This window comes from Paraburkholderia sp. RL18-101-BIB-B, assembly GCF_046026985.1.
Taxonomy (GTDB): Bacteria; Pseudomonadota; Gammaproteobacteria; order Burkholderiales; family Burkholderiaceae; genus Paraburkholderia.
In genome coordinates this window covers 66,848-88,385 of record NZ_JARESV010000021.1, presented here as the reverse complement: position 1 = coordinate 88,385, position 21,538 = coordinate 66,848, and the positions used below count along the sequence as shown (strand labels likewise).

Annotated in this window: 17 protein-coding genes; 8 read left to right on the top strand and 9 right to left on the bottom strand. The window is 62.6% G+C overall.

The window, feature by feature from the left end; genetic code table 11:
• Positions 1-150 precede the first annotated feature (150 nt).
• Positions 151-1,749, top strand: a complete 1,599-nt coding sequence (nadB, locus tag P0D73_RS26575) for an L-aspartate oxidase (RefSeq protein ID WP_408179791.1) — start codon at positions 151-153, stop codon at positions 1,747-1,749.
• Between the two features lie 91 nt (positions 1,750-1,840).
• Here the strand turns inward: nadB and nadC are convergent, their stop codons facing one another.
• The 6 genes from nadC to purN all read right to left on the bottom strand — a co-directional run bounded on the left by nadC (position 1,841) and on the right by purN (position 8,749).
• Positions 1,841-2,740: a carboxylating nicotinate-nucleotide diphosphorylase gene (nadC, locus tag P0D73_RS26570; RefSeq protein WP_408433434.1), complete on the bottom strand. Its 900-nt coding sequence runs from the start codon at positions 2,738-2,740 to the stop codon at positions 1,841-1,843.
• Entirely contained in the window at positions 2,740-3,879 is a 1,140-nt protein-coding gene (gene nadA / locus P0D73_RS26565) for a quinolinate synthase NadA (protein ID WP_408433432.1), read from the bottom strand. Before nadA ends, nadC begins: the two co-directional genes overlap by 1 nt.
• 130 nt (positions 3,880-4,009) lie before the next feature.
• On the bottom strand, positions 4,010-5,206 hold the full coding sequence (locus P0D73_RS26560; RefSeq protein ID WP_132373390.1) for a DesA family fatty acid desaturase: 1,197 nt from the start codon (positions 5,204-5,206) through the stop codon (positions 4,010-4,012).
• A 202-nt stretch (positions 5,207-5,408) separates the two neighbouring features.
• Positions 5,409-6,764, bottom strand: a complete 1,356-nt coding sequence (locus P0D73_RS26555; RefSeq protein ID WP_408316354.1) for a mechanosensitive ion channel family protein — start codon at positions 6,762-6,764, stop codon at positions 5,409-5,411.
• A 75-nt stretch (positions 6,765-6,839) separates the two neighbouring features.
• The gene (locus tag P0D73_RS26550; protein WP_408286813.1) at positions 6,840-8,099 is read right to left on the bottom strand and encodes an RsmB/NOP family class I SAM-dependent RNA methyltransferase; all 1,260 of its coding nucleotides are present in this window, start codon (positions 8,097-8,099) and stop codon (positions 6,840-6,842) included.
• Positions 8,096-8,749 (bottom strand): phosphoribosylglycinamide formyltransferase, encoded by a 654-nt coding sequence (gene purN, locus P0D73_RS26545; RefSeq protein ID WP_132373387.1) that lies wholly within the window; start codon positions 8,747-8,749, stop codon positions 8,096-8,098. The genes P0D73_RS26550 and purN overlap by 4 nt, the downstream gene beginning before the upstream one ends.
• A 117-nt stretch (positions 8,750-8,866) precedes the next feature.
• On the opposite strand from purN, the gene P0D73_RS26540 reads away from it, so the two are divergent.
• The 6 genes from P0D73_RS26540 (at position 8,867) to dut (ending at position 16,260) form a co-directional block, all read left to right on the top strand.
• Positions 8,867-9,862 carry a bifunctional riboflavin kinase/FAD synthetase gene (locus P0D73_RS26540; RefSeq protein WP_408433429.1) on the top strand — a complete coding sequence of 332 codons (996 nt, stop codon included), beginning with the start codon at positions 8,867-8,869 and terminating at the stop codon, positions 9,860-9,862.
• 171 nt (positions 9,863-10,033) lie between these two features.
• A complete protein-coding gene (gene ileS, locus P0D73_RS26535; protein ID WP_408433426.1) occupies positions 10,034-12,871 on the top strand; it encodes an isoleucine--tRNA ligase in 2,838 nt (945 codons plus the stop codon).
• Positions 12,871-13,389, top strand: coding sequence for a signal peptidase II (lspA, locus tag P0D73_RS26530; RefSeq protein ID WP_408433423.1), 519 nt, complete (start codon positions 12,871-12,873; stop codon positions 13,387-13,389). Before ileS ends, lspA begins: the two co-directional genes overlap by 1 nt.
• A gap of 102 nt (positions 13,390-13,491) precedes the next feature.
• Positions 13,492-14,706, top strand: a complete 1,215-nt coding sequence (gene coaBC, locus P0D73_RS26525; protein WP_408433420.1) for a bifunctional phosphopantothenoylcysteine decarboxylase/phosphopantothenate--cysteine ligase CoaBC — start codon at positions 13,492-13,494, stop codon at positions 14,704-14,706.
• A gap of 74 nt (positions 14,707-14,780) precedes the next feature.
• Entirely contained in the window at positions 14,781-15,800 is a 1,020-nt protein-coding gene (locus tag P0D73_RS26520; protein ID WP_408316364.1) for an LLM class flavin-dependent oxidoreductase, read from the top strand.
• 13 nt (positions 15,801-15,813) lie between these two features.
• Entirely contained in the window at positions 15,814-16,260 is a 447-nt protein-coding gene (gene dut, locus P0D73_RS26515) for a dUTP diphosphatase (protein ID WP_408179801.1), read from the top strand.
• Positions 16,261-16,382: 122 nt separating this feature from the next.
• Here dut and clpA read toward each other — a convergent pair whose 3' ends face one another.
• Both clpA and clpS read right to left on the bottom strand, forming a co-directional pair.
• Positions 16,383-18,680 carry an ATP-dependent Clp protease ATP-binding subunit ClpA gene (clpA, locus tag P0D73_RS26510; RefSeq protein WP_408433416.1) on the bottom strand — a complete coding sequence of 766 codons (2,298 nt, stop codon included), beginning with the start codon at positions 18,678-18,680 and terminating at the stop codon, positions 16,383-16,385.
• Complete coding sequence (gene clpS, locus P0D73_RS26505) at positions 18,677-18,991, bottom strand: ATP-dependent Clp protease adapter ClpS (RefSeq protein ID WP_006050100.1); 315 nt, start codon at positions 18,989-18,991, stop codon at positions 18,677-18,679. The genes clpA and clpS overlap by 4 nt, the downstream gene beginning before the upstream one ends.
• 551 nt (positions 18,992-19,542) lie before the next feature.
• Between clpS and P0D73_RS26500 the strand changes: the two genes are divergently transcribed.
• Positions 19,543-19,749 carry a cold-shock protein gene (locus P0D73_RS26500; protein WP_007180614.1) on the top strand — a complete coding sequence of 69 codons (207 nt, stop codon included), beginning with the start codon at positions 19,543-19,545 and terminating at the stop codon, positions 19,747-19,749.
• A 349-nt stretch (positions 19,750-20,098) separates the two neighbouring features.
• On the opposite strand, the gene icd is transcribed toward P0D73_RS26500, so the two are convergent.
• Positions 20,099-21,355 (bottom strand): NADP-dependent isocitrate dehydrogenase, encoded by a 1,257-nt coding sequence (icd, locus tag P0D73_RS26495; protein WP_408316366.1) that lies wholly within the window; start codon positions 21,353-21,355, stop codon positions 20,099-20,101.
• Positions 21,356-21,538: the final 183 nt, after the last annotated feature.

The window sequence follows — 21,538 nt, the reverse complement described above, 5'->3', positions numbered from 1 at the left end:
AGTTTCCACTTCTGTTTATTCGCCGACGCGAACAGTCTTATGTCGTTCGGCCAGCTTTCCCTCATCCGTCGCGGCGCGTATCCTTTCTCGTTTTAGCGGCGAGCAAATGGCACGCCGTCACCGCAAAACGAAAAGACGGAGATGTAGGCAATGGAATTCGATGTGGCGATTGTCGGTAGCGGTCTGGCTGGTTTGAGCGTCGCGCTCAATCTGGCGGAGACCCGGCGGGTGGCAGTGGTCGCCAAGCGATCGATGACCGAAGGCGCGAGCGACTGGGCGCAAGGCGGCATCGCCGCGGTTCTGGATTCGGCGGACAGCATCGAAAATCACGTGCGCGATACGCTGATCGCCGGCGGCGGGCTGTGCGACGAAGCGGCAACGCGCTTTATCGTCGAACACGGGCGTGCGGCGATCGAATGGTTGATCGAGCAAGGCGTGCCGTTCACCAAGGACGACGCCGCCGAGCTCGGTTTCCATCTGACGCGCGAAGGCGGCCATAGCCATCGCCGGATCATTCACGCTGCCGATGCAACGGGCCATGCCGTAGTGGCCACGCTCAGCGAGCGGGTGCGCCGTCACCCGAACATCACGCTGCTCGAAGATCACTACGCCATCGATCTGATCACGTCCGACCGCCTCGGCTTGCCAGGACGTCGTTGTCACGGCCTTTACGCGCTCGATCTGCAAAGCGGGCGCACCGTCACGATCGAGGCGCCCCACACCGTGCTCGCCACTGGGGGCGCGGGCAAGGTCTACCTCTACACCACGAATCCCGACACTGCGACGGGCGACGGCATCGCGATGGCGTGGCGGGCCGGCTGCCGCGTGTCGAATATGGAGTTCATCCAGTTCCATCCAACCTGCCTGTTCCATCCGTACGCGAAGTCCTTTCTGATTTCGGAAGCGGTGCGCGGCGAAGGTGGCATTCTCAAACTGCCGGACGGCACCCGCTTCATGCCGAATCACGACGAACGCGCCGAACTCGCGCCGCGCGACATCGTCGCGCGTGCGATCGACTTCGAAATCAAGAAGCGTGGCATCGATTGTGTGTATCTCGACATCAGCCATCAGCCGCCTGAATTCCTGCGTGAACACTTCCCGACGATTCTGGCACGCTGCCAGGAATTCGGCATCGACATCACCAAGCAAGCGATTCCGGTTGTGCCGGCCGCGCACTACACGTGTGGCGGCGTCGTAACCGATCTGGCGGGCCGCACGGATCTGGCCGGCCTCTATGCGGTGGGCGAGACGTCATGCACGGGTCTGCACGGCGCGAACCGGCTTGCTAGCAATTCCCTGCTCGAGTGCCTCGTGATCGGACGCTCCGCCGCGCAGGCTATCGAGGAAGAAGGATTTAGCGCTGCCGTCCACGCACCGCTGCCCGATTGGGACGAAAGCCGCGTGTCCGATCCGGATGAGGAGGTCGTGGTTGCCCACAACTGGGACGAACTGCGCCGGCTGATGTGGAATTACGTCGGTATCGTACGGACCGACAAACGGCTCGCGCGAGCGAAGCACCGGCTCGCCCTGCTGCGCGACGAAATCCACGAGTACTACGCGAACTTCAAGGTGAGCCGCGACCTGCTCGAATTGCGCAATCTGGTGGACGTGGCATCGTTGATCGTCGAAGGCGCGCGTTCACGGCGTGAAAGCCGCGGCCTGCACTTTAGCCGTGACTGGCCGGCCACCTTACCCAAGGCGCTGCCGACGGTGCTCTCACCGGAGCATGTGCGCAATCGCAACGTGTGATCGAGACCACCTGAAACGAAAAGGCCATCGCCGAAATGATCCGGCGATGGCCTTTTCTCCGATTGAATGCAAGTGATTGCGGACTTGGGCGTCAGACGATCCGCATCGAGTAGTCCGTTGCGCGCACGTCCTTGGTCAGCGCACCGATCGACACGCGATCGACACCGGTTTCCGCGATCGTACGCACCGTATCGAAGTTCACGCCGCCCGATACCTCCAGCACCGCGCGCCCCGCTGTGACGCGCACCGCTTCGCGCATGGCATCGAATGAAAAATTGTCCAGCAGAATGGATTGCGCGCGGTGCGCCAGCGCGGTCTCCAACTGTTCAAGCGTCTCGACTTCGATCTGGATCGAGACCCCAGCATTCAGCGCCAATGCCGCGTCCATGGCCGCGCCCACGCCGCCGGCCGCGGCAATGTGGTTTTCCTTGATGAGGATGCCGTCGTACAGCGCGAGCCGTTGATTCGCCCCACCGCCGACGCGCACCGCGTACTTCTGCGCGAGCCGCAGGCCCGGCAAGGTCTTGCGAGTGTCGAGAATGCGCGTGCGCGTATGTGCGACTGCATCGACATAACGGCGCGTCGCACTCGCCACGCCCGACAGCAATTGCAGGAAGTTCAGCGCGTTGCGTTCCGCGGTCAACAACGCCCGAGCGGGTCCGCGCATTTCGCACACCGTTGTGTCGGCCGTCATCAACTCGCCTTCGCGATAGCGCCACTGGACTTCGATACGCGGATCGACCTGGCGCATCACTGCTTCAAACCACGGCACGCCGCACAGCACGGCATCTTCGCGCACGATGATGCGTGCCTCGCGAACGTCGTCCGCGGGAACGAGGCGGCCTGTCTGGTCGCCCGGGCCGATGTCTTCGGCCAATGCATCGGCCACATTACGCGCCCGCGCGGCGTCGAATGCCTCGCCGTATTGTGCGTGAATTTCAGCGAACAGCGGCGACACCGCTTCGAGCTTGTTGCTTTCTACCGCGCCCATCAAGCCGCCCCCACATTCGAATACAGTTGCGCGTCGCGCGCGAGATCGCCACTCGCTTGCACCCGCTTCTTGTGGCGCGCCGCGAAGTCCAGCATCCGGTCGATCGGCAGACGCGCCCGCTCGCCGATCGCGCGATCGACGAAAATTTCGTTGTGGCCGCGCTCGAGCACGTCGGCAAGATTCGCGAGGCCGTTCATCGCCATCCACGGACAATGCGCGCAACTCTTGCAAGTCGCGCTGTTGCCGGCCGTCGGCGCGGCAATCAAGGTCTTGCCGGGTGCGGCGAGTTGCATCTTGTGCAAAATGCCGAGATCGGTCGCCACGATGAAATGAGTCGCGTCGAGTTTTTGCGCCGCGTCGATCAATTGCGTGGTCGAGCCCACCACGTCCGCTTGCGCAACCACGTTAGCCGGCGACTCCGGATGCACCAACACTTTCGCGCCCGGATATTCGGCGCGCAGCAGATCGAGTTCGATACCTTTGAACTCGTCGTGCACCAGACATGAACCCTGCCACAGCAGCATGTCCGCGCCGGTCTTGTTCTGGATATAGTTGCCGAGGTGCCGGTCCGGCGCCCAGATGATCTTTTCGCCGCGCGCATGCAGATCGGCAACGATCTCAAGGCCTATCGACGACGTCACCATCCAGTCCGCGCGCGCCTTCACCGCCGCGCTCGTGTTCGCATAAACGACCACCGTGCGATCCGGATGCGCGTCGCAGAAAGCCGAGAATTCATCGACCGGGCAGCCGAGATCGAGTGAACAGGTTGCGTCGAGATCCGGCATCAGAATGCGCTTGTCCGGACTTAGGATTTTCGCGGTCTCGCCCATGAAGCGCACACCCGCGACAACCAGCGTCTGCGCCGCGTGATCGCGCCCGAAGCGCGCCATCTCCAGCGAGTCGGCCACGCAGCCGCCGGTCTCGTCGGCCAGCTCCTGCAATTCCGCATCGACATAATAGTGCGCGACGAGCACTGCTTTCTCGCGCTCGAGCAATGCGCGGATACGTGCCTTCAGCGCCACCTTCTCCTCCGCCGACGGCACGTCGGGCACCTTCGCCCACGCCTGCCCGATCCCGCAGGTTGTGCCCTGCGCCTGCGGCCGGTCGTATTCCACGGCCCTGATCGCCTGCTGATCCATGATCTCCTCTGCCTTCGCTCTGCCGCCGCGGACTGTCAATCGCGTGTCATTGAAGTTTCCGCGGCCCAAAAAGCAAAACCCCGCCAACGCGGGGTTTTGTGACGTACTGAGATTTTAATGGATTTCGCTATCAGGCATAACGACGCAGTCGCATCGCAAACTCTTGCAGCGCTTTAATACCGCTCTGCTCAGCGCGATGACACCAGTCCTGCAACTGGATCAGCAACTGGTCGCGCGATGCATTGGAGCGCTCCCACATGGCGGCGAGCTCATTGCGCATGTCGATATAGGTCTTGAGCTTCTGGCTGTTCGCGAAGATTTGCGGCAGCTGGCGTTTCTGCGGCTCGTCGAGACCCGCTTCTTCCTTGTGGAACCAGCTACGCGCGCCGCGCATGACCTGATACTTCTCGCGCGCGCCGACTTCCTTCAAATGCGCCAGTTCCTGACGATACGCGCGCTTGAGCGCCTTGCCGTAACGCGCCATCACTTCGTAGCGGTTGGCCAGCACGGCTTGCAGCGTGTCCTGATCGAGCACCATCTTGCCAGTGGTCAGACGCGGCGTGGGCGCCACCTTCTTCACCTTGGCCAGACGGAATGCCGACATGATGCGGATGTACATCCAGCCGATGTCGAACTCGTACCACTTGTTCGACAGCTTGGCCGACGTCGCATACGTGTGGTGATTGTTGTGCAGCTCTTCGCCGCCGATGATGATGCCCCACGGGAAGATGTTGGTGCTGGCATCCGACGAATTGAAGTTGCGGTAGCCCCAGAAGTGCGCGAGGCCGTTGACCACGCCGGCGGCCCAGAAAGGGATCCACACCATCTGCACAGCCCAGATCGTCAGACCGACGACGCCGAACAGCGCGACGTTCAACACCATCATCAGGCTCACGCCGAGGATCGGGTACTTGGTGTAGACGTTGCGCTCCATCCAGTCGTTCGGCGTGCCGTGACTGAACTTGCGCATCGTTTCTTCGTTTTTCGCTTCGACGCGATAGAGTTCCGCGCCTTCGAGCAGCACCTTCCAGATGCCGCGCGTTTGCGGGCTGTGCGGATCTTCTTCGGTCTCGCACTTGGCGTGGTGCTTACGGTGAATCGCGGCCCACTGGCCGGTCAACATGCCCGTGGTCATCCACAGCCAGAAGCGGAAAAAATGACTGACGATCGGATGCAGCTCCAGCGCGCGGTGCGCCTGGCAGCGATGCAGATAGACCGTCACGCCGATGATCGTGATGTGCGTCGCGATCGCCGTGTACAGCACAAGTTGCCACCACGAGAAGTGCAACAGACCGTGGGCAAGGAAATCGAGCAAAGAATTCAACAAGGCAATTTACCTGTGGAACGAGAGACACCAGACACACGCAAAATGCGCGTGTCAAGAAAGTGAAAGCATACAGCGGGATTGGACGACATTCTACTTGAACCGTTCCAAGTGTTTGTAACAAATAGGGATTTTTTGTGCGGCATCAACAAAAGGAACGCGCCGAAGGTCTTTCTAAGACCCACTGGCGCGCTCAAAGTGCCCGTCAGCGCGCGCTGTCGGACGGATTGACTGCCGGAGCGGTCATTGTTACCGGCTGCGGCATGGCGTCGCCCATGTTGCCGACGATTCGCACTTCGCGTTGCGCGAGGGGAATTGAAACGTCGTGCTCGGAGAACAGACGCCAGATATTGCGGTTGACGGCCGAGCGCACGCCCGAGGTTCCGGTGGCCGCGTCCTCGATCCAGAAACCTAGTTCGAGGTTGATGCCGTCTGAGCCGAAACCCGCCAGATAAGCTGTCGGCGCCGGCTCCTGCAGCACGCGCGGTACGCCCTGAGCGGCCTGCGCAAGCAGCGCCATGGCCTGCTCGACGTCGGACGTGTACGCGACCTGCACGGCCGCCTTTGCATGGCCGCGCGTCAGGTACGACGACTGGTTTTGCACCACGTCCGTGATCAGTTTTTCGTTCGGAATCAGCGTTTCGATGCCGTCCAGCCCGCGCACCACGGTGTAGCGCGTGCGAATCTGCGTGACCATGCCCTGCAGGCCGCCCACGTTGATCGTGTCGCCAATGCGCAGCGAGCGGTCGATCAGGATGATGAAGCCCGACACGTAATTGCTGGCGATCTTCTGCAGGCCGAAGCCGAGACCGACGCCCAGCGCGCCGCCGAACACGCCCAGCACCGTGATATCGATGCCGACCAGCGACAGGCTGATCAGCACCGCCGCCAGCACGAACGCCGCCCGGCCGACCCGCGCCACGACCACCTTCAGGTTGGCATCGAGCGTCTTCGAGCGCATCAGGCGGTCTTCGAAGGTGGAGCCGAGCCACATCGCGACGATCATCGTCACGCACACCCACAGCAGGCCCGAGATGAGCGAGAGCAGCGTCAGATGCGCGTTGGCGACGCTGAAATGGACCCCGGCCATCCACGTGATCACGTCGTCCTGGATGCCCATCACCGTGAGCACCATGCCGATCCAGACCACCGTCGAGACGATCCTCTCGACGAGGAACAGCACCGGGTGCGTCTCGCCGTCGTGGCTGAACACCCGTCGCGCGAAGAAAAACACGATGTAAATCAAGCCGATGCCGAAGAGCGGCACCAGCGCCAGATCGAGCAGCGCGGTATGCATGAACTGGCCGGTGATCGACCGCGCAAGCCACACGAGGGCCGCGCCGATCAACGGGAAGAACGCGCGGTTCAGGCTTTCCGCGCCGAAGCGCAGCGTCTGGTAACGCGTCTGGCGGCGCAGATCCAGCGCACGGCGCAACACGCGCGCGACCAGCCACGCGATCGCGAGCGTCGCGACCAGCACGCCGACCTGCCACAGCATCACGGGCTGGCCGAAGTCGCGTGCGAGGTCGCTGAACATATGAGGAAAAAGACGGTTTTGCATGATGTCGCCGAAATCGCCGGCGCACGGCCGGGTTCAGGAATCGAACTCGCGCGCGCCGGCAAAAGCCTGTTGCGCTTAGCTCTGGCGTTCCAGCACGGCGGCGAAGAAGCCGTCGGTTGCGTGGCGGTGCGGCCACAGCGAAAGGTAATCGCCCATTTCCAGATCGATGCGCTGCTCGGCCAGCACGTCGCGCGCGGGCACCAGCGCGAAATCCGGATGGTCGGCGAGGAACTGCTGCACCACCGCTTCGTTTTCGGCCTCCAGAATCGAGCAGGTGGCGTAGACGAGGCGGCCGCCCTTCTTCACCAGACGCGCGGCGCTGGCCAGAATCGACGCCTGCTTCGGCGCCAGTTCGGCCACCGATTCCGGCGACTGGCGCCACTTCAGGTCCGGGTTGCGGCGCAGCGTGCCCAAGCCGCTGCACGGTGCGTCGACCAGCACGCGGTCGATCTTGCCCGCGAGCCGCTTGATCTTGGCGTCGTGTTCACTGTCGATCAGTACCGGATTCACGTTCGACAAACCGCTGCGCGCAAGGCGCGGCTTGAGCTTGGCGAGGCGCCGCTCGGAGATGTCGAACGCATAGAGCCGGCCGGTGGAACGCATTGCCGCGCCCAGCGCCAACGTCTTGCCGCCCGCGCCCGCGCAGAAGTCGACGATCATTTCGCCGCGTTTGGGCGCGACCAGCGAGCACAACAGCTGGCTGCCTTCGTCCTGCACTTCGAGCCAGCCGTGCTGGAACGCGTCGAGCTTGGTAAGCGGCGGCTTGCCGACCACGCGCACGCCGAACGGCGCGAACGGCGTGGCGCCGCCCTCGATGCCGGCCTTCGACAGTGCGTTCAACACGTCGTCGCGGCTCGCTTTGATCGGGTTCGCGCGCAGATCCAGCGGCGCCGGGTAGTTCAGCGCGGCGGCCAGTTGCGCCAGTTCGTCGGGCTCGAAGCGCTTGCTGAGCGCCTGGTATATCCAGTCGGGCAGATTCAGGCGAATCCGCAGCGGCAGGCTTTCCGGGTCGATCTTCGACACGTGTTCGAGCCAGCTCAACTCCTGTTCCGACACGAACGGCTTGAGCGCGTTACGCCCCGCCGTCTGCATCAGACCGAGCAGCGCCATGCGGCGCGCCGGGCTGCCGGCACCGCCTTCGGCCAGATGGGCGAATTCCATCCGGCGACGCAGCACCGCGAAAACGGCCTCGGCGATCACGCCGCGTTCGCCGTGCCCGAGCTTCGGATGCGCGCGGAAGAAACGGCTCGTGGTAGCGTCGGCCGGGCCGTTGAGTCTTAGGACTTCAGCCAACAAAGTCTCAGTTTGTCCAATCAAAAAACCATGCAATCTCATGCGCCCTCTCCGGCGGTGTGACCGGCAAAGAGCCATTGCGGCTCCGGCGGCGTAAGCGTGACACGCAGGCCATCCAGAGCAAGACGCCCTTCGACGAACCAGCGCACCGCGCGTGGATAAATGATGTGTTCGGTTGCCAGCACGCGTTCGGCGAGCATGGCTGGGGTGTCGCCTGTTTCCACGGGAACCGCCGACTGCGCGACGATCGGCCCGTGATCGAGTTGCGACGTGACAAAATGCACGGACGCGCCGTGCAGCCGCACGCCCGCGTCGAGCGCCTGCTGATGGGTTTTCAGTCCCGGAAAGCTCGGCAGCAGCGACGGATGCACGTTCAGCATGCGCCCGGCGTAATGATCGACGAAACCGGCTGTCAGCACTCGCATGAATCCAGCGAGCACCACCAGGTCGGGGGCGAAACTATCGATTTCTTTGGCGAGCGCGGCGTCGAAGCTGTCTCGGTCCGGAAACTGGCGATGGTCGACCACCGCCGTGGCAATACCGTGCGACGCCGCGAACGCAAGCCCCGCGGCATCAGGACGGTTGGCAATCACGGCGGCGACTTGCGCCGGCCAGGCCTCGTCCGAGCAGGCTCGAACGATGGCTTCCATGTTGCTTCCCCGTCCGGAAATCAGGATGACGAGTTTTTTCATCCGCGGATTTTATCATTCGGGGACACCGAAACCGCGACGCGCCGCCGTCCACTGCGCTGAACGTTTATAATCGTTTGTTTTGCGGCACTCCGCCCGCTCCACCTCAAACCCGCTATCGTGAGAGTCTTCCGCGGTCTTCCCAATGCTGAAAGCCGTGCGCCTTGCGCACTGACCATCGGCAACTTCGACGGTGTCCACCGCGGCCATCAGGCGTTGCTCGCCCACGTGCGCGCCGCCGCCGATGCACGCGGCCTGCCCGTCTGCGTGATGACCTTCGAGCCGCACCCGCGCGAGTTCTTCAACCCGGCGGGCGCGCCGCCGCGTATCGCCATGCTGCGCGACAAGCTCGAGGCGCTGCGCACCAACGGCGTCGACCGGGTGGTGGTCGAGCACTTCAACCACACGTTCGCGAGCCAGTCGCCGGACACGTTCGTCGAACGGATCATCGTCAACGGGCTGCACGCGCGCTGGGTCATGATCGGCGACGACTTCCGCTACGGCGCGAAGCGCGCGGGCGACTTCGGGTCGCTCAAGGCCGCGGGGCAGCAATACGGTTTCGAAGTCGAGCAGATGGCTACCGTGGCCGATCCGTCGGGCGCGCGCATTTCCAGTTCGGGCGTGCGCGCCGCGCTGGTGGCGGGTGACCTCGACTCGGCGCGCGCCGCGCTGGGCCGCGACTATCTGATCAGCGGCCATGTCGTGCACGGCATGAAGCTCGGCCGCGATCTCGGCTTTCCCACGCTCAATCTGCCGATCGCCCACAAGCGTCCGGCGCTCGCGGGCATTTTCGTGGTGCGCGTTCACGGCGTGGCGGACGAACCGCTGCCGGGCGTCGCGAGCCTCGGCCTGCGTCCCACGGTGGATGATTCCGGCCGCGTGCTTCTCGAAGTTCACCTGCTCGACTGGCACGGCGACGCGTATGGCAAACTCGTGCGCGTCGAATTCCTGAAGAAGCTGCGCGACGAGGAGAAGTACATCGACCTCGAAACGCTAACCGCCGCCATCAAGCGCGACGTCGTCAACGCGCGCGCGTGGTTCGCGGCCGTCGGCGCGGACACGCCGGGCAGCAGCTCCACCGGCTTCTCCACCTCGGCCACTGATCGAATTAGATAACCGCCGTGGTCCGTGCAGGCGCTCAGGCGCCGCGTGTGTGGACCCTCGCCGCGCGCATCGAAAGGCGTCCGTGGATCACGCGACATGCCTGCCGGGCGCGCCCAACGCCCTCGCGCATCGTGCGCATTCCGCGCCCTGCTGCGCATAGAAAGAATTCACCGCGACCTCATCATGAGCAACAAGAAAGCCGATTCGAAACCGCAGTCACGCTACCCGGTCAACCTGCTCGACACGCCGTTCCCGATGCGCGGCGACCTGCCCAAGCGCGAGCCGCAATGGGTCAAGGAATGGCAGGAACGCAAGGTCTACGAGAAGATCCGCGCCGCCTCCAAGGGCCGCAAGAAGTTCATTCTGCACGACGGCCCGCCGTATGCGAACGGTGACATCCACCTCGGCCACGCGGTGAACAAGATCCTGAAGGACATGATCGTCAAGGCGCGCAATCTGGCGGGCTTCGACGCGGTCTACGTGCCGGGCTGGGATTGCCACGGCATGCCGATCGAAATCCAGATCGAAAAGCAGTTCGGCAAGTCGCTGCCGGCCGCCGAAGTCATGCAGAAGGCGCGCGCCTACGCAACCGAGCAGATCGAGAAGCAGAAGGTCGGCTTCCGCCGGCTGGGCGTGCTCGGCGACTGGGACAACCCGTACAAGACCATGAACTTCACGAACGAAGCCGGCGAAATCCGCGCGCTCGCGAAGATCATGGAAAAAGGCTACGTGTTCCGCGGCTTGAAGCCGGTGAACTGGTGTTTCGACTGCGGCTCGGCGTTGGCCGAAGCGGAAGTCGAATACAAGGACAAGACCGATCCGACCATCGACGTACTGTTCAGCTTCGCCGAACCGGAAAAGACCGCGCAAGCGTTCGGTTTGAATGCGCTGCCGCGCAACGAAGGCGGCATCGTAATCTGGACCACCACGCCGTGGACCATCCCCGCCAACCAGGCGCTGAACCTGCATCCGGAAATCGTCTACGCGCTGGTCGACACGCCGCGCGGCCTGCTGATCCTCGCCGAAGAGCGTGTTGAAGCCTGCCTGAAGCTGTACGGCCTGGAAGGCACGATCGTCGCCACCACGCCGGGCGCAAAGCTCGTCAACCTGCGCTTCAACCACCCGCTCGCGTCCGCGCATCCGGGCTACAAGCGCACGGCGCCGGTGTATCTCGGCGACTATGTGACGACCGAAACGGGTACGGGTATCGTGCACTCGTCGCCGGCGTACGGCGTGGAAGACTTCGTGTCGTGCAAGGCGCACGGCATGGCGGACTCGGACATCATCAATCCGGTGATGGGCGACGGCCGTTATATCGAATCACTCGCGCTGTTCGGCGGCCTGTCGATCTGGGCGGCCAACCCGCAGATCGTCGAAGCGCTGCAAGGCGCCGGCTCGCTGATGCGCACCGAGAAGTACACGCACAGCTACATGCACTGCTGGCGCCACAAGACGCCGATCATCTACCGCGCCACGTCGCAATGGTTCGCCGGCATGGACGTGCAGCCGAACGACACCGACAAGACGCTGCGCGAGACCGCGCTCGAAGGCATCGAAAACACCGCCTTCTATCCGGCGTGGGGCAAGCAGCGCCTGTTCAGCATGATCGCCAACCGCCCGGACTGGACGCTGTCGCGCCAACGCCAATGGGGCGTGCCGATGGCGTTCTTTGTGCACAAGGAAACCGGCGAGCTGCATCCGCGTACGCTGGAATTGCTCGAGGAAGTCGCGCAACGCGTCGAGAAGGCCGGCATCGAAGCCTGGCAAACCCTCGACCCGCGCGAGCTGATCGGCGACGACGCCAACATGTACGAAAAGAACCGCGACACGCTGGACGTGTGGTTCGATTCGGGCACCACGCACTGGCACGTGCTGCGCGGCTCGCACAAGGACGAACTGCAATTCCCGGCCGACCTGTATCTGGAAGGCTCGGACCAGCACCGCGGCTGGTTCCACTCGTCGCTGCTGACCGCTTCGATGCTCGACGGCCGTCCGCCGTATAACGCGTTGCTCACGCACGGCTTCACCGTGGACGGCGAAGGCCGCAAGATGAGCAAGTCGCTCGGCAACGGCATCGATCCGCACGAAGTGGCGAACCGCCTCGGCGCGGAAATCATCCGCTTGTGGATCGCGTCGACCGACTATTCGGGCGAACTGGCGATCTCGGAAGAAATCCTGAAGCGCGTGACGGAAGGCTATCGCCGTATCCGCAACACGCTGCGCTTCCTGCTCGCGAACCTGTCGGACTTCGACTTCGCGCAGCACGCGCGTCCGGTCGAAGACTGGCTCGAGATCGACCGCTATGCGGTGGCGCTGTCGGCGAATCTGCAAAACGACATCCTCTCGCACTACGACAAGTACGAATTCCACCCGGTGGTCGCCAAGCTGCAGACGTTCTGCTCGGAAGACCTCGGCGGCTTCTATCTGGACGTGCTGAAAGACCGTCTGTACACGACCGCGGCGGACTCCGTCGCGCGCCGTTCGGCGCAGACCGCGCTGTATCACATCGCGCACGGCCTGCTGCGTCTGATGGCGCCGTTCCTGTCGTTCACCGCCGAAGAAGCGTGGAAGATCTTCCAACCTAACAGCGAGACGATCTTCACTGAGACGTATCACGCATTCCCGGCCGTGCCCGAAGCCGGCGCCCTGCTCGACAAATGGACGCTCCTGCGCGCCGCGCGCAGCGACGTGACCAAGGCGCTCGAAGAAGCGCGCGTGGCGAACCTGATCGGCTCGTCCTTGCAGGCGGAAGTCGAAATCCGTGCGAGCGGCGCGCGCTACGACGCGCTCACGAGCCTCGGCGACGATCTGAAGTTCGTGCTGATCACGTCGGCGGCGAGCGTCGCGAAGGTCGACAGCGAAGCGGAAGAAGGCGTCGAAGTCATCGCCTCGAAGTATCTGAAGTGCGAACGCTGCTGGCATTACCGCGCGGACGTCGGCGCGAATGCCGAACACCCCACGCTGTGCGGCCGCTGCTTCAGCAATCTGTTCGGCAACGGTGAAATCAGGAGCGCGGCATAATGGCGAGAACCATGTCGAAAACCGCGCCGAAAACATCTGTTGCAAACGGTTCGCTGGCGCCCTGGCTCGGCGTCGCGTTGATCGTCATCCTGTTCGATCAGTTGACGAAAATCGCGGTCCAGAAAGTGTTCGCCTACGGTGTCGCGCATGAGGTCACGTCGTTTTTCAACCTGATCCTCGTGTACAACCGCGGTGCGGCATTCAGTTTTCTCGCGATGGCGGGCGGCTGGCAACGCTGGGCGTTCACCGCGCTCGGCGTCGTGGCCGCGTTGGTGATCTGCTACCTGCTCAAGCGCCACGGCGGGCAGAAAATGTTCTGCACGGCGCTCGCGCTGATTCTCGGTGGCGCGCTCGGCAACGTGATCGACCGGCTCGCATATGGCCACGTGATCGACTTCCTCGATTTCCACGTGCGCACGTGGCACTGGCCGGCGTTCAATCTCGCCGACAGCGCGATCACAATCGGCGCGGTGCTGCTCGTGCTCGACGAACTGCGGCGCGTGCGCGGCTCGCGCTAACAGCGCGACCGCTGGCGTTTGCGCACCAGTACGCTTTGAAAGACATGGCGGCGGGGACGCAACGCCTCGCTGCCCGCCACCACGCTTAGTCGGAGGCTTTCGTTGGCAACCGCAGAACTCGCAGGAAAACACCTCGTCCTCGGCATGACGGGCGGCATTGCCTGCTACAAGATCGCCGAACTCACGCGTCTGCTGACCAAGGCCGGCGCGACCGTGCAGGTCGTCATGACCGAAGCGGCCACGCAATTCATCACCCCCGTCACCATGCAGGCGCTCTCGGGCCGTCCGGTCTACACGAGCCAGTGGGACGGGCGCGTGCCGAACAACATGGCGCACATCGACCTGTCGCGTGAAGCGGATGCGATCGTGATCGCGCCCGCCTCCACCGATTTCCTCGCCAAACTCGCCCACGGCATGGCCGACGACCTGCTGTCGACGCTGTGTGTCGCCCGCGATTGTCCGCTACTGGTCGTGCCGGCCATGAACCGGCAAATGTGGCAGAACCCGGCGACGCAGCGCAACGTCGCGCAATTGCGCGCGGACGGCATCGAAGTGCTCGGACCCGATTCGGGTCCGCAAGCGTGCGGCGAAGTCGGCGACGGCCGCATGCTCGAAGCCGCGGCCACTTACGAAGCCATCGCCTCGTTCTTCTCGCCGAAAATCCTCGCCGGCAAGCGCTTGCTGCTGACCGCCGGGCCGACGTTCGAGCCGCTCGATCCGGTACGCGGCATCACCAATCGCTCCAGCGGCAAGATGGGATTCGCGCTGGCGCGCGCCGCGCAACAGGCCGGCGCCGAAGTCCACCTGATCGCCGGCCCCGTCGCGCTGGATACGCCGTGGGGCGTATTCCGCCAGGACGTGCAAACCGCGCAGCAAATGCATGACGCGGTGATGCGCTCGGTCGCGGACGCCGACATTTTCATCGGCGTGGCCGCAGTGGCCGACTGGCGCGTCGATCACGCCAGCGAGCACAAGATCAAGAAGACCGCCGAGCGCGCGCTGCCGAGCTTCACCTTCGTCGAAAATCCGGACATTCTGGCCTCGGTGGCGAAACTGCCGCATCCGCCGTTCGCGGTCGGCTTCGCCGCGGAAAGCGGCGATCTGGAAGTGCATGGCGAAGAAAAGCGCGTGCGCAAAAATGTGCCGCTTCTGATCGGCAATCTCGGCCCACTGACTTTCGGCCTCGACGATAACGAAGTGATCCTGTTCGAAGCAGGCGGCGCGACCAAGCTGCCACGCGCCGACAAGCAGACGCTCGCGGGCGCTCTGATCGCGGAGATCGCCAGGCGTCTGCCCGACACAAGTCTGATTCGCTGAGCCATGCGCGCGACGCGTCAGCGCAGTCGCCACGCGTCGCACTAGCGAATGGAATCAACTGGAGCGGTACTGACATGACGCGACTATCCGTACTCGATCAAACGCCCGTGATCGCCGGGCACTCGGTGGCGGACGCGATTGCCGCCACGGTCGAACTCGCGCAGCTCGCCGACGACCTCGGCTATACGCGTTACTGGTGCGCCGAGCATCACGGGCTGCGCGGCGTGTCGAACCCCTGCCCCGAGGTGATGCTGGCGCGGCTCGGCAGCGTGACCCAACACATTCGACTGGGCTCCGGCGGCGTGATGCTGCCGTACTACAGCCCGTTCAAGGTCGCCGAGCAATTCATGATGCTCGAAGCGCTGTTCCCCAATCGCATCGATCTGGGCGTGGGACGCGCGCCGGGCGGCGACATGCGCACGGCGCAAGCAGTCGCTGCCGGCGACTACAATCGCGGCGATATCTTTCCGCAGCAGGTGGCCGATCTGCTCGGTCTGATGCACGGCACCTTGCCCGCCGATCACATTGCGAGCGGCGTGCTGCTGCAGCCGCAAATCGATACGCGTCCGCAACTGTGGATGCTCGGGTCGAGCGAATTCGGCGGCTTGCTGGCGGCGCAACTCGGCATTCCTTTTGCGTTTGCGCACTTCATTAACGCGCATTTCGGGCACCAGGTCGCGCATGCGTATCGTGAGCGCTTCAAGGCCGGACAGGACATGCAGCAACCGTATCTGGCGGCCGCCGTGTTCGTGATTTGCGCTGACACCGAACAGGAAGCGGCGGATCTGGAGAAAGCCGTCGATCTGCGCCGCGTGCAAATGGCCTATGGCCTGAACGAACCGATCCCGACGATCGAACAGGGCGTCGCGCAGGAATACGGCGAGCGCGAGCGTCTGGTGATCGATCGCGAGAAGCCGCGCAGCATCATCGGCACGCCGGAATCCGTCACCGAGCGGCTGCATGCCTTGCAGGAACAGTTCGAGGCCGACGAACTGATCGTGCTCACCGTTGCGGGCAGCTACCGCGCCCGTTTGCGCTCCTATGAACTTCTCGCCGAAGCGTTCCAGCTCGGACGCCCGGCCTCCACTTCTTAACCTTTGAATCTGCATGAAACTCGACCTCAAGATCCTCGACGCGCGCATGCGCGAGCAGCTCCCGGCTTACGCCACCAACGGCAGCGCGGGCCTCGACCTGCGCGCATGCCTCGACGAACCGTTGACCTTGAAACCCGGCGAAACCGCTTTGGTGCCGACGGGTCTGGCGATTCACGTCGGCGATCCGGGCTATGCCGCGCTGATTCTGCCGCGCTCGGGACTGGGGCATAAGCACGGCATCGTGCTGGGCAATCTGGTCGGCCTGATCGATTCGGATTACCAAGGTCAACTGATGATTTCGACGTGGAACCGTGGCGAGACCACGTTCGTGCTGAATCCGATGGAACGCCTCGCGCAACTGGTGATCGTGCCGGTCGTGCAAGCGGAATTCAATATCGTCGACGACTTCGAAACCAGCGAGCGCGGCGCCGGCGGATTCGGCAGCACGGGCAAGCATTGATCGATTCGATTGCTTCGGTCTACCGACTGTAACGAGCGTAGATCGAAGCAAAAACGAGCGCACAAAAGAAAACGGCGCGGGGTTAAACCCGCGCCGTTCTGCTTTCTGATGCCGACTCGAACTTACTCGATTTCCACCGCTTCCGGATTCGGATTGCGCGGCGCCGGATGCTCGTCGAAGGTCAACTGCACCTTGTCTTCCACATCCACATCGACGGAGACGCGGCCGCCGTTCATCAGCTTGCCGAACAGCAACTCGTCGGCCAGTGCACGACGGATCGTGTCCTGGATCAGACGCTGCATCGGCCGCGCGCCCATCAACGGATCGAAACCGTGCTTGGCGAGATGCTTGCGCAGCGCGTCGGTGAAGAGCGCATCGACCTTCTTCTCGTGCAACTGATCTTCCAGCTGCATCAGGAACTTGTCGACCACGCGCATGATGATTTCCTCATCGAGCGAGCGGAAGCTGATCGTTGCGTCCAGACGATTACGGAACTCCGGCGTGAACATGCGCTTGATGTCGACCATTTCGTCGCCGGTTTCGCGACGATTCGTGAAGCCGATCACCGACTTGCCCATCGCCTCGGCGCCCGCATTCGTCGTCATGATGATGATGACGTTGCGGAAATCCGCCTTGCGGCCGTTGTTGTCCGTCAGCGTGCCGTGGTCCATCACCTGCAGCAGCACGTTGTAGATGTCCGGATGCGCCTTCTCGATTTCGTCGAGCAGCAGCACGCAATGCGGCTTCTTCGTGACAGCTTCGGTCAGCAGACCGCCCTGGTCGAAACCGACATAGCCCGGCGGCGCGCCGATCAAACGGCTGACCGCGTGACGCTCCATGTATTCCGACATGTCGAAGCGAATCAGCTCGATGCCCAGCGTGAACGCCAGTTGCTTCGCCACTTCCGTCTTGCCGACGCCCGTAGGGCCGGAGAACAGGAACGCGCCGATCGGCTTGTCCAGCTTGCCGAGACCCGCACGCGCCATCTTGATCGCGGCCGACAGCGCGTCGATTGCCGGGTCTTGCCCGAACACCACGCTCTTCAGATCGCGATCCAGCGTTTGCAGCTTGCTGCGATCGTCTTGCGACACGCTTTGCGGCGGGACGCGGGCAATCTTCGAGATGATTTCCTCGATCTCGTTCTTGCCGATGGTCTTCTTCTGCTTCGACTTCGGCAGAATGCGTTGCGCCGCGCCCGCTTCGTCGATCACGTCGATCGCCTTGTCCGGCAGATGACGATCCGTGATGAAGCGTGCCGACAACTCAGCCGCCGCCGACAGCGCGCCCGACGAATACTTCACGCCGTGGTGCTCTTCGAAACGCGACTTCAGGCCACGCAGGATCGCCACCGTCTGTTCGACGGTCGGCTCGGTCACGTCGACCTTCTGGAAACGGCGCGACAATGCCGCGTCTTTTTCGAAGATGCCGCGATATTCCGTGAACGTGGTCGCACCGATGCACTTCAACGTGCCCGACGACAACGCCGGCTTGAGCAGGTTCGACGCGTCCAGCGTGCCGCCCGACGCAGCGCCTGCGCCGATCAGCGTATGAATTTCGTCGATGAACAGGATTGCGTGCGGACGTTCCTTCAATTCTTTGAGGACCGTCTTCAGGCGCTGTTCGAAGTCGCCGCGATACTTGGTGCCGGCGAGCAGCGCGCCCATGTCGAGCGAATACACCTGCGCATCCGCGAGAATGTCCGGCACTTCGCCGCGCGTAATGCGCCACGCGAGGCCTTCGGCGATCGCCGTCTTACCGACGCCCGCCTCACCGACCAGCAGCGGGTTATTCTTGCGGCGGCGGCACAGCACCTGCACCACACGCTCGACTTCCGACTCGCGTCCGATCAGCGGATCGATCCGGCCGTCTTTCGCCATCTGGTTCAGGTTCTGGGTGAACTGCGCCAGCGGGGTTTCCTTCTGCGCGGCGGCTTCGTCGGACTCGGCATTCGCGTCGCTCGCTTTCGCGGCGTCCGTGCTGCTCGTCTTGGCGATGCCGTGCGAGATGAAATTCACCACGTCCAGACGCGTGACGCCCTGCTGTTGCAGGTAGTACACCGCGTGCGAATCCTTCTCGCCGAAGATCGCAACCAGCACGTTCGCGCCGGTCACTTCCTTCTTGCCATTCGAGGTGGACTGCACATGCATGATCGCGCGCTGAATCACACGCTGGAAACCCAGCGTGGGCTGCGTGTCGACGTCGTCCGTGCCAGGCACGGTCGGCGTGTTGTCATGAATGAAGTTGCGCAGGTTCTGGCGCAGATCCTCGATATTGGCCGCGCATGCACGCAACACCTCCGCCGCTGTCGGATTGTCCAACAGGGCCAGCAAAAGGTGTTCGACCGTTATGAACTCGTGCCGCGCCTGGCGTGCTTCCATGAACGCCATGTGCAGGCTGACTTCCAGTTCCTGGGCAATCATGCTTCCTCCATCACACACTGCAGCGGATGCCCGGCCTGCCGTGCGTGGGTAACGACTTGCTCGACTTTGGTCGACGCGATGTCCCGCGTATAGACCCCACAAACTCCCCTGCCCTCGCGATGCACCTTCAACATTACCTGTGTTGCGGTTTCACGATCTTTATTGAAATATTCCTGCACGATCATCACGACAAATTCCATTGGCGTGAAGTCGTCATTCAGCAGCACCACCTTGTACATGGATGGCGGCTTGAGCTTCTTCTCCTGCCGCTCCAGTACGGTGCCGTCCTGCTTGTCCGGGATAATCGCCATACACCCATTCTAAACAACTAGGACAGGCCCGCAATCCTGTCAAAACCCGGCCGACCGGCCGGTGAGCCCGTTCGCTACCGCTTGATGGGTGATTACCCCGCCATGCGTGCGTTAAATCGACGAGCCGATTGCGGAGCCGGCCCCTATCCTGTGATGCCTTGCGGTTGTGTTGCACCGCAGTCGGATCGAGTATCGCACAACCTGCCGTAGCTGGCTGACGGCTCGCCTGGCCTCATCGCCGGCGGTGCGACCCGCAGAACAGCATGTGAGTCGATTATGCGACTTTTCAAGACGGCCCGCTTGCGCAACCGCACATAACGAAAGCGGGAAAAACCCTGGAAAGTGCCGGTTTGCAACGCCACAACTACGTCTCAAAATTTTCTTGACACCCGAATAAAGAGCCTCAACAATCAAGCTGGCACTTTTTTCACTGCGCCATAATTTCGAAAAAATGCCGATGGTGAGCTTGTGAGGAGGGAGCGGCTGCCTCGCGCGGTCGTCGAGCTTTTCGAGGGCTCGTGGTAGTGACATGAGTTACAGGGGAAGTTGGAATGGCAACTGGTACGGTCAAATGGTTCAATGACGCAAAAGGTTTCGGATTCATCACGCCTGATGAAGGTGGTGAGGATCTGTTTGCACACTTCTCGGCCATCCAGATGAATGGGTTCAAAACCCTCAAGGAAGGCCAAAAGGTAACCTTCGAGGTCGTGCAAGGCCCGAAAGGCAAACAGGCATCGAACATCCAGGCACCTGCCTGATACTGGTCGATACCCGTCCTTTGAAACCCGGCTTCGTGCCGGGTTTCTTTTTTTGGACGTCGGCTTCCAGCCGTGCTTATTGCATGCACGTCCCACATATCGGGTAGCGTTTCGGCCTGCTGTCCACTTCCGCTTTTGCGATGATGGCCGTCCGTCGGTCTTTTGCACTGATCAGGGGCAAGCACGGAGCGAAATATAGGCAACCGTATGGCAGGTTCCTATAGCGCTTTTTTGCAGCATCGCGAATATCTAATCGCGCGACGTTCCACGCGCCAGAAAACAAACAACCCCGGCCGCCTCTCAGCGCCGGGGTTGCAGATACGACCTACGTCAATTCAACGCGAACCGCTCACAAATTCTCGATCAGCACCTGGCCGAAGCCCGAACACGACACCTGCGTCGCGCCTTCCATCAAACGCGCGAAGTCGTACGTGACGCGTTTTTGCAGAATCGACTTTTCCATCGACTTGATGATCAGATCCGCCGCCTCGGTCCAGCCGAGATGGCGCAGCATCATTTCCGCCGAGAGAATTTCCGAACCCGGGTTCACGTAGTCCTTGCCGGCGTACTTCGGTGCGGTGCCGTGCGTGGCTTCGAACATCGCGACCGAATCCGACATGTTCGCGCCCGGCGCGATACCGATACCGCCGACCTGCGCAGCCAACGCGTCCGACACATAGTCGCCATTCAGGTTGAGCGTGGCGATCACGTCATACTCGGCCGGACGCAGCAGGATCTGCTGCAGGAACGCGTCAGCGATCACATCCTTCAGGACGATGTCGCCACCGGTCTTCGGATTCTTGATCTTCATCCACGGGCCGCCGTCGATCAGTTCCGCGGCGAATTCCTTTTGCGCCAGCGCATAACCGTAGTCGCGGAACGCGCCTTCGGTGAACTTCATGATGTTGCCCTTGTGCACCAGCGTGACCGAGCGGCGTTCGTTGTCGATCGCGTACTGGATCGCTTTGCGCACCAGACGCTCCGTGCCCTCACGCGACACCGGCTTGATGCCGATCCCCGACGTATCCGGGAAGCGGATCTTCTTCACGCCCATCTCTTCGCGCAGGAACTTGATGACCTTCTTCGCTTGCTCCGATTCAGCCTGCCATTCGATACCGGCGTAGATGTCTTCCGAGTTCTCGCGGAAGATCACCATGTTGGTCTTCTCCGGCTCACGCACCGGCGAAGGCACACCCTTGAAATACTGCACCGGACGCAAACACACGTAGAGGTCCAACTCCTGGCGCAGCGCGACGTTCAGCGAACGGATGCCGCCGCCGACCGGGGTGGTGAGCGGGCCCTTGATCGATACGACGTATTCCTTGAGCACCTGCAGCGTCTCTTCCGGCAGCCATACGTCCGGGCCGTAAACCTTGGTCGACTTTTCGCCAGCGTAGATTTCCATCCAGTGGATTTTCTTCTTGCCCGCGTATGCTTTTTCGACCGCGGCATCCACCACTTTGATCATGACCGGCGTGATGTCGAGACCGGTACCGTCGCCTTCGATATACGGAATGATCGGCTGATCGGACACGTTGAGCGAGAAATCGGCGTTGACGGTGATCTTGTCACCACCGGTCGGAACCTTGATGTGCTGATACGGCATGATCGGACTCCAGTGAAGGCTGTGCTGAAAGCTGATGGGGAGACTGCGAAATGGGGCGCTCCTCGCTACGCGCAATGCCGGACGACTGCAAGCGGCCTGGCAGCTATTCTAGCCCACACGGCCGCCGCCCCGAGGCGGCAACGGCTCGGGGTTTTCCAACATGGACGAAACGCAAATCCGCGA

Bases quoted from the DNA above. Each gene is read 5' to 3' on its own strand.
- nadB (WP_408179791.1), top strand. From the start codon at position 151: ATGGAATTCGATGTGGCGATTGTCGGTAGCGGTCTGGCTGGTTTGAGC.
- nadC (WP_408433434.1), bottom strand. From the start codon at position 2,740: ATGGGCGCGGTAGAAAGCAACAAGCTCGAAGCGGTGTCGCCGCTGTTC.
- nadA (WP_408433432.1), bottom strand. From the start codon at position 3,879: ATGGATCAGCAGGCGATCAGGGCCGTGGAATACGACCGGCCGCAGGCG.
- P0D73_RS26555 (WP_408316354.1), bottom strand. From the start codon at position 6,764: ATGCAAAACCGTCTTTTTCCTCATATGTTCAGCGACCTCGCACGCGAC.
- P0D73_RS26550 (WP_408286813.1), bottom strand. From the start codon at position 8,099: ATGAGATTGCATGGTTTTTTGATTGGACAAACTGAGACTTTGTTGGCT.
- purN (WP_132373387.1), bottom strand. From the start codon at position 8,749: ATGAAAAAACTCGTCATCCTGATTTCCGGACGGGGAAGCAACATGGAA.
- ileS (WP_408433426.1), top strand. From the start codon at position 10,034: ATGAGCAACAAGAAAGCCGATTCGAAACCGCAGTCACGCTACCCGGTC.
- lspA (WP_408433423.1), top strand. From the start codon at position 12,871: ATGGCGAGAACCATGTCGAAAACCGCGCCGAAAACATCTGTTGCAAAC.
- P0D73_RS26520 (WP_408316364.1), top strand. From the start codon at position 14,781: ATGACGCGACTATCCGTACTCGATCAAACGCCCGTGATCGCCGGGCAC.
- dut (WP_408179801.1), top strand. From the start codon at position 15,814: ATGAAACTCGACCTCAAGATCCTCGACGCGCGCATGCGCGAGCAGCTC.
- clpA (WP_408433416.1), bottom strand. From the start codon at position 18,680: ATGATTGCCCAGGAACTGGAAGTCAGCCTGCACATGGCGTTCATGGAA.
- clpS (WP_006050100.1), bottom strand. From the start codon at position 18,991: ATGGCGATTATCCCGGACAAGCAGGACGGCACCGTACTGGAGCGGCAG.
- P0D73_RS26500 (WP_007180614.1), top strand. From the start codon at position 19,543: ATGGCAACTGGTACGGTCAAATGGTTCAATGACGCAAAAGGTTTCGGA.
- icd (WP_408316366.1), bottom strand. From the start codon at position 21,355: ATGCCGTATCAGCACATCAAGGTTCCGACCGGTGGTGACAAGATCACC.